Source organism: Corallococcus sp. AB018 (assembly GCF_003986945.1).
Lineage (GTDB): Bacteria > Myxococcota > Myxococcia > Myxococcales > Myxococcaceae > Corallococcus > Corallococcus exiguus.
On the sequence record NZ_RAWR01000101.1, the window covers coordinates 26,991 to 35,191 of the forward strand.

Consider the following 8,201-nt stretch of genomic DNA (forward strand, 5'->3'; position numbering starts at 1 on the left):
CATCCAGTGGACGTTCTGGAGGGCAGTTCCCCTGTTTTTCCCACGGTGAGGTGGTTGGCAGTCCCGGGGTGGGTGCCTAGCTTCGCCACCTGATCCGCGAGGGCCACACCCGGAAGGTGTGGCCGCGTTCGCGGCTTCAAGGCTTTTGGGCGAGGCGGGGAGGGACGGGTGGGTGCCATGACGGGGCGCTGGGGCCTGCTGGGTTTGGTGATGGTGGGACTGCTGTCGGGCTGCGCGGACCGGGAGCGCTCGTCGCTCGCGGACGGCCGGCTGACGGCGACGCCAGGTGGCGTCGACTTCGCGCGGGTGGCGGTCTTCGACGCTCGCGAATCCACGGTGACGCTGCGCAACGTGGGCCGCGCGCGCATCACGGTGGACGAGGCCTGGGTGGAGGGGCCCGAGGGCGCCTACAAAGCGGAGTTCACCCACGAAGGCCCGCACAGCCTGGTGCCGGGCAGCGAGTGCACGCTGAAGGTGCGCTTCGCGCCGCTGGCGCAGGGCGGTCTGCCCGCGGTGCTGGTGATCCGCTCGGACACGCGCATCGAGCCGCTGATGCGGATTCCCCTCAACGGCGCGGGCGTGGACGCGTGGGCGCGGGTGACGCCGCGCGCGCTGGACTTCGGCCGCATCGAGGCGGACTCCACCAAGACGCTGGGCGTGACGCTGGACAACCCCACGGAACTGCCGGTGATGGTGACGCCCAAGCTGGTGGGCGCGGACAAGGATGAATTCATCGCGGCGCCGGTGACGGTGAACCCGGGCGAGCGCGTGGAGTTGCCCCTCACCTTCAACCCGGTGAAGGTCGGCAAGAAGCAGGTTGCGCTGGCCATCTCGCCCTGCCACGGGTGCGCGGACGTGCCGGTGCAGGTGACGGCGGAGTCGCTGGAGCGCGCGGTGGTGGCGGAGCCGGAGGTGGTGGACTTTGGCGCGGTGCCGGTGGACCGCGACGCCATCAAGGCCTCCAGCCTGCGCAACATCAGCACGGAGCCGGTGACGGTGACGTCGCTCATGCTGGATGGCACGGACGCGTCCTTCAGCCAGAACAACACGGGCCTGCCGCTGGTGCTCCAGCCGGGAGAGGTGCGCGCCTTTGAAATCCGCTACAGCCCCGGCCACATGGGCGCGGCCACGGACCGCGCCGTCTACACCGTGGTGAGCAAGCGCCACCCCACGCTGCCCGTGCCGCTGCGCGGCTTTGGCGGCGCGTCCGAGCTGTGCGTGTCGCCGATGATGTACGACTTCGGCGAGCAGCCGCTGGGCTCCAAGGTGCGCGTGGTGGTGAACGTGAAGAACTGCGGCACGGACAACGCGGGGCCGCTCACCATCAACACGCTGGACTGGACGCCGGACGCGACGGGCGCCCAGCTCCAGTTCAACAACAAGCCGGTGACGCTGCCGTTCACCCTGCCGGCCAACGGCGAGCTGAACCTGGAGGTCTTCTACGAGCCCATGCGCGAGGGCAGCGCGTCCGGCGCGCTGGTGATGACCACGAGCGCGTTCTCCGCGGCCACCGTGCAGCTGGACTTCTTCGGCAGCGCGAAGGCGCACGCGCCCTGTGAATTGACCGTCACGCCGGAGCTGGTGGACTTCGGCACCATCCCGCCGGGCCGCGGCGCGGTGCTGGGCGTGAAGCTGGAGAACAAGGGCACGGACCTGTGCCCCGTGAAGAACATCCGCGTCGCCAACGACGGCGGCGGCGTGTTCAAGATGCCCGGCGGCGAGCTCTTCGGCGGCATCATCTACCCGGGGGATTGGTTCAGCTTCCAGGTGGCGTTCCAGGCGCCCTTCACCGGCGGCAACTTCATCGGTGAGTTGCAGGTGGAGCAGTACAACCCGGTGACGCCGGTGCGGCAGGTGCCGCTGATGGCGAACTCGCAGGAGACGTGCCTGGTGGCGTCGCCCTGGTACCTGGACTTCGGCCTGGGCCGCAAGGACTGCCGCCCGGCGCCGCGCGAGGTGAACTACCTCAACGCGTGCACCACGCCCATCACGGTGTCCAACGTCTTCATCGGGCCGGGCACGACGGACACGGAGTTCGAGCTGTTGGACCACCCGGCGCCGCCCGCGTTCCAGCTTGCGCCGGGTGAGTCCTTCACGGTGGGGGTGGACTACCTGGCGCAGGTGACGGGCATGAACCTGTCGCCGCTCTTCGTGGACTCCAGCGACCTGCCCATCCCGCTGATGGTGCCGCTCATCGGCGAGTCGTCGAAGAAGACGGACAAGACGGACACCTTCGTGCAGCAGGACGTGAGCAAGGTGGACGTGCTGTTCGTCGTGGACAACACGGCGTCCATGGTGGAGGAGCACCCGAAGCTCGTGTCCGCCATCCCCGCGTTCGTGGACGCCGCGCGCAACAAGGCGGTGGACGTGAACATGGCGGTGACGACGACGGGCATCTCCGCGGTGTCCGGCGCGTGCCCGGGCGGCGCGCTGGGTGGCGAGGCCGGCCGCTTCTTCCCGGCGGACAACAGCCGCCAGCGCATCCTCACCCTGGGCACGGCCAACGTGACGCAGGTGCTCCAGCAGAACGTGCAGGTGGGCCAGTGCGCCCAGGTGGAGCAGGGCTTTGAGGCGATGCGCCGCGCGCTCACGTCTCCGCTGGTGAACAACGTGGATGATCCGCGCACGCCGCTGGCCAACGACGGCAACGCGGGCTTCCTGCGCGACTCCGCGGCGCTGGTGGTGGTGTTCGTGGGCGACGAGGACGACCACTCGCCGGACGCGGTCTCCACGTACGTGCAGTGGGCGCAGCAGCGCAAGGGTGAGAACCAGCCGCAGCGGGCCACGTTCTTCGCCATCGCGCCCACCAAGACGTCCTGTGCCACGGCGGGCGGCACCGGCACCCGGTACGCGGACGCGGCGGCGCAGACGGGCGGCGAGGTGCTCAACGTCTGCGCGGCGGACTACGCGCCGCTGCTCCGGCAGGTGGCCAGCAAGGCGTTCAGCGCGCAGGACCGCTTCCCGCTGAGCGAGGAGCCCGACGCGGGCACGGTGGTGGTGACCGTCAACGGCACCGCCACCCCCAGCGGGTGGACCTATGACGCCGCGTCCAACAGCGTGGTGTTCAGCGTGGTGCCGCCGCCGGGCTCCAAGGTGGCCATCACCTACCGCCGCGCCTGCGCCAACGACTGAACGGTGAAGAAGCTGTGGGTGTGGACCCCGTGACGGGCCGGCCATCCGGCCCCGAACGGGGGTGTCAGACCCCGGTGCTACAGCACTGCATCTGCCTGTGCGGATGACCAGAAAATTGGAGGCGCTCCCTCGGTGTGTACCCTGCGGAGCGTCTGCACGCTGTTGCCCTGGAGGCGCTGTGAGCACCTGGATGCCCGATGAGCCCCTGAAGTCCTCTCCGCGCGCCGGTGCGCCGGGACTGCGGGTCATCCGTGGAGAGGGGCAGCGCAAGCAGGAGCCGCTGGCGGACCGGAACGCGGTGGCCCGGGTGCTGATGGAGGCCGGGGCGGACATGCTCCTGCGGCGCATCAGCCCCGTGAGGGCGCAGGAGATCGAGCGCAAGGTGGACCGGGTGCTGGACCTGTTCGACCGGGTAGATGCGGCCCCGGTGCTGATGCCGGTGCTCAAGCGGCACCTGGACGAACTGGAGGCCCTGATGCGGGAGACCCGCGAGGTCCGGGCCGCCCGGCGCTAGGCACACGCCCGGTGGAACCGGAAAAAGCCCAGGGGGATTCGATGTTTGATTCCCCTGGCCCGGCCGCTTACGCTTGGGGTTCGCCACCTCGCGTCCGGCCGTGTCCATCGAAACCTACGGCAGCTACCAGCTCCTGAAGCGCCTCGCCACGGGCGGCATGGCGCAGATCTACCTCGCACGCCGGCCAGGTTCGGATGCTCCGGACAAGCTGCTGGTGTTGAAGCGGATCCTCCCGCACCTGTCGGAGAACGACGAGTTCGTCCGGATGTTCCTGGACGAGGCGCGGATCGCGGCCCGGCTCGCTCACCCCAACGTCGTGCAGATCTACGACCTGGGCGCGGAGGCGGACACCTTCTTCATCGCCATGGAGTACATCCATGGCGTGGACGCGCGCCGGCTCTGGAAGCGCTCGGAGACGGCGGGCCGTCCGCTGCCGGTGCCCCTGGTGTGCCGCATCCTCCTGGAGGCGTGCGCGGGCCTGGACTACGCGCACAAGAAGACGGACGCGGCGGGGCGCCCGCTGGGCATCGTCCACCGGGACGTGTCACCGCAGAACATCCTGGTGACGTTCGACGGTGGCGTGAAGGTGGTGGACTTCGGCATCGCGAAGGCGGCGGATCAGGCCACCGTGACGCGCTCCGGGGTGCTCAAGGGCAAGTATTCGTACATGTCGCCGGAGCAGGCCGCCGGGCAGCGCGTGGACCGCCGCTCGGACGTGTTCGCGCTGGGCGTGGTGCTGCATGAGCTGCTGACCGGGGGGCGCCTCTTCAAGCGCCACAGCGACATGCTGACCCTGTCGGCGGTGGCGGAGTGCAACGTACCGGCGCCTTCGCAGGTGGCGCCCCGGGTGCCGGCGGAGCTGGACGCCATCGTGCTCAAGGCGCTCGCGAAGGAGCCGGACGCGCGCTTCCAGCACGCGCAGGAGCTGCAGTGGGCGCTGGAGGGGTGGCTCGCGTCGCAGCCGCAGCCGTGCGGCACGGCGGCGGACCTGGCCGGGTACATGGGGGAGCTGTACGCGGACCGCCTGACGGAGGAGGCGCGCTCCGGCGAGGTGCAGGTGACGGACGAGGAGGCGGGGGGGGCTCCGCCGCCCGCGCCGCGCCGTTCCGCGATGCGGCCCGCGACGGCGCCGGGGCGCACGGAGAACGAGCCCACCACCACGCTGCGTCCGAACCGGTCGAGCCGTCCCAGTGGGAAGGTGGAGGCGCGCCGCGAGGACGCGGAGGCGGGTGGGGCTCGCTCGGAGGTCCGGGGCCCGGACACCCGTCCAGAAGGCCGCAACGCGGAGGCGCGGGTGGACGCGCGCAACGCGGAGGCCCGCTCCGTCGACGCCCGCCCGGAGCCCCGCTCCGAGGTTCGCAACGCGGATCCGCGAGTGGATTCCCGCGCCGTCGATGCCCGTCCGGAGCCTCGCTCGGAAGTCCGTAACGCGGACCCGCGAGTGGAGGCCCGGTCCGTCGATGCGCGGCCGGAGCCCCGCTCCGAGGTCCGCAACGCCGAGGCCCCCCGGGGCATGACGGGCTCGCGGCGGGCCCTGGAGTCACCGCCCTCGCGGAGCACCCGGCCGGTTCGCCTGGAGGAGCCGTCCCTCCCGACGGTGACGCAGGACGAGGACGGTCCCACGCTCGCGATGGTGGACACGCAGAGGAAGCTCTCCGGCGGGTTCCAGATTGAAGAGGACGGTCCCACGCTCGCGATGGTGGACACGCAGGGGAAGATCTCCGGCGCGTTCCAGATTGAAGAGGACGGTCCCACGCTCGCGATGGTGGACACGCAGGGGAAGATCTCCGGCGCGTTCCAGATCGAGGAGGACGGTCCCACGCTGGATCATCGCTCCCTGACGGCGACGCTGACCCGGGATGACGAGGACGACTCGACCCTGGACATGCGCTCGGTCTCCCGCGCGGACGTGGACGAGGGCCCCACGCAGGACCTGCGCGCCGTGCCGCGCTCCGAGATTCCAGCCCCCCGTCCGGGCGGGCCCACGCCGTCCGGTGAACACCGTGGCCACCGGCTCCCGGTGCCCGCGCCCCACGCGACCATCGAGGAGATGACCGCGTCCACCGCGCCGCGCTCCGCGTCCCGCGCGCCCATGCCTGGCGCGTGGGTGCCGTCGGCCCGCACCGGCACGCTCACCGAGCAGTCCGCCGTGGAGCCGCCCAAGCGCCGGGGGCTCCTGTACGCCGCCATCGTGCTCGTCGCGATCCTGGTGGGCGTCGCCCTCGTGTGGAGCCTGGGCCCCGGCGCCAGCGGTGTGCACGTGGAGTCCGAGCCCGCGGGCGCGCGCGTCGTCTTCGAGGACCGGGTGCTCCCGGAGCGCACGCCGCTGACGCTGCCGACGGTGAAGCCCGGCCGCTACTGGGTCGTGCTGATCAAGGAAGGCTACCGCGAGCTGCGCACGCAGGTCGTCATCCCGCCGTCCGGCCGGCTCGATGTGGGGCCGCTGAAGCTCGTGCCGATGCCGTCGTCCGGAAAGCCCGGCACGGAGCCGCCCGCGTCGGCGCCGCCGGCTTCGACGACACCGGAGCCCGGCGTCGGACCTTCCGGCGCGGCCGCTCCCCGTGAGCCGGACGCCGCGGCCCCCGAAGTGAAGCAGGCCCAGGAGTCCCCTGTCGCGCAGGCTCCCGCGCCGGTGGTGAAGACGCCCGTGGCCACGGCGGAGGTGCGTGAAGCCGCGCGCGCCGCGGAGCGGGCCGCGTCGGTGAGCTTCGTGGTGACGCCCTGGGCGGAGGTGTCATGCAACGGCCGCAAGCTGGGGGAGACGCCGTTCCAGCCGGTGAAGCTGGGCGTGGGTTCGTATGACTGCAAGTTCACCAACCCCGAGCTGAAGCGCACTGTCAGCCGCCGCATCGAGGTGCGTCCCATCGACCTCAACGTGGTGACGGTCAAGTTCGAGTAGGCGTGGCCTTGGACCCTTCCGTGACGCTCGAGGCAGGCACCCACGTCGGCAAGTACGTCGTGCGCCGCAAGCTCGCCGAAGGGGGCATGGCGGAGATCTTCCTGTGCACCGCGCGCGGGCCGGAGGGCTTCGAGAAAGAGGTCGTCATCAAGCGCGTGCGGGCATTCCTCGCGAGCGACCCGGACTTCGTGCAGATGTTCATCGCGGAGGCGCGGCTGGCCTCGCGGCTCAACCACGCCAACGTGGTGCAGATCTTCGACTTCGACAAGCACGAGGACACCTACTACCTGGCGATGGAGTACGTGCGCGGCTGCTCGCTGTGGGAGCTGCGCAAGCGGAGCAAGGAGGCGATGACGCCGATGCCGCCCGTGCTGGTGGCGCACATCGGCGCGGAGGTCGCGCGCGGCCTGCACTACGCCCACCGCCTGCGGGTGAACGGCGAGCTGTTGAACCTGGTGCACCGGGACGTCACGCCGCACAACGTGCTCGTGTCCTACGACGGCGCGGTGAAGCTCACCGACTTCGGCATCGCGAAGGCGGGCAACAAGCTGACGAACCCCGGCGTGCTCAAGGGCAAGTTCGCGTACATGTCCCCCGAGCAGGCCCGGGGCGAGAGCGTGGACGTGCGCACCGACGTCTTCGCGCTGGGCGTGGTGTTGTGGGAGCTGCTCACCGGCGGGCGCCTGTTCCAGGGGGACTCGGAGATCGCCGTCCTGCGCGCGGTGCAGGAGAGCACCATCGTGCCGCCCGCGCGCCTCAACCCGGACGTGCCGCCGGACCTGGACGCCGTCATCTGCCGCGCGCTGGAGCGAGACCTGTCCAAGCGCTTCCAGACGGCGGGAGAGCTGGAGCGCGCGCTGGCGCAGTGCGTGTTGAACCACGCCCGCTCCGTGGACGACACCGACGTGGGCGCGTTCGTCCGGCCGCTGTTCCCCATCGCGGCGAGCAACCAGGCGCTGCCCGCGCTCCCGGAGCGCACCGCGCTGGAGGATGGCGCGCTGCCCGCCGCCGGAGCGCCGCCCCGCGAACCCACGGCGGTGATGCCGTCGCGCGAGCACGCCTCGGGAGCGAAGCGGGGCGCTTCGCCGGACGAGGACCGCCACGGGACGACGCTGGTGTTGTCGCGAGACGACCCGGCTCCGAACGGCCGTCCTCCGCAGCCCACGCCGCAGATGCCGTTGCAGTCCATGGGAAGGGAAGCGCCGCTCGCCCGGCGCAGCGAATCCCGCGAGGTCCCCGCCGCCCGGGATGCGTCCCCGAGCGACGAGAACTCCATGGCCTGGGCCGGCTCCGCTGATGACGACGCCGGTGCGTCCGCGAGCCGTTCCGTGGACGGAGGCTCGCGGTCATCCGCCTCCGCGCGCCGGGCGGAGTCCTCGAGCCGCAAGTCCGACACCGCCTCCGCACGCCGGGTCGCGCTCGCCGCCGACGAACGCTCTAGCGCCGACGACCGTGAGCTCGAGACGGTCTCCGCCACCGAGCCGGGGCCTCCCGTCGCGCCGAACCGCAAGCGCGCCCTGTGGGCTGGAGCCGCCGTGGTGGGGCTCGCGGGTCTGGTGGGCGTCCTCGCCGTGGCCCGCTCGAACACCGGTGCCCGGGACGCGGAGCAGGGGAGGCCGCCCGCGCAGGCCCCGGCCCCGGCGGCGACCCCACCGC

General features: G+C 71.6%; 4 protein-coding genes. All 4 read left to right on the plus strand.

What is annotated here, in order from left to right; all coding sequences use genetic code 11:
• Window positions 1-177: 177 nt before the first annotated feature.
• Complete coding sequence (locus tag D7Y11_RS21920) at window positions 178-3,132, plus strand: choice-of-anchor D domain-containing protein (protein WP_126934678.1); 2,955 nt, start codon at window positions 178-180, stop codon at window positions 3,130-3,132.
• A gap of 190 nt (window positions 3,133-3,322) precedes the next feature.
• The gene (locus D7Y11_RS21925) at window positions 3,323-3,646 is read left to right on the plus strand and encodes a hypothetical protein (protein ID WP_120578020.1); all 324 of its coding nucleotides are present in this window, start codon (window positions 3,323-3,325) and stop codon (window positions 3,644-3,646) included.
• 100 nt (window positions 3,647-3,746) lie between these two features.
• Window positions 3,747-6,545, plus strand: coding sequence for a protein kinase (locus D7Y11_RS43370; RefSeq protein ID WP_158624447.1), 2,799 nt, complete (start codon window positions 3,747-3,749; stop codon window positions 6,543-6,545).
• A gap of 20 nt (window positions 6,546-6,565) precedes the next feature.
• Window positions 6,566-8,201: serine/threonine-protein kinase (locus D7Y11_RS21940; RefSeq protein WP_233607356.1), on the plus strand; the 1,636-nt coding region annotated here is incomplete at its 3' end.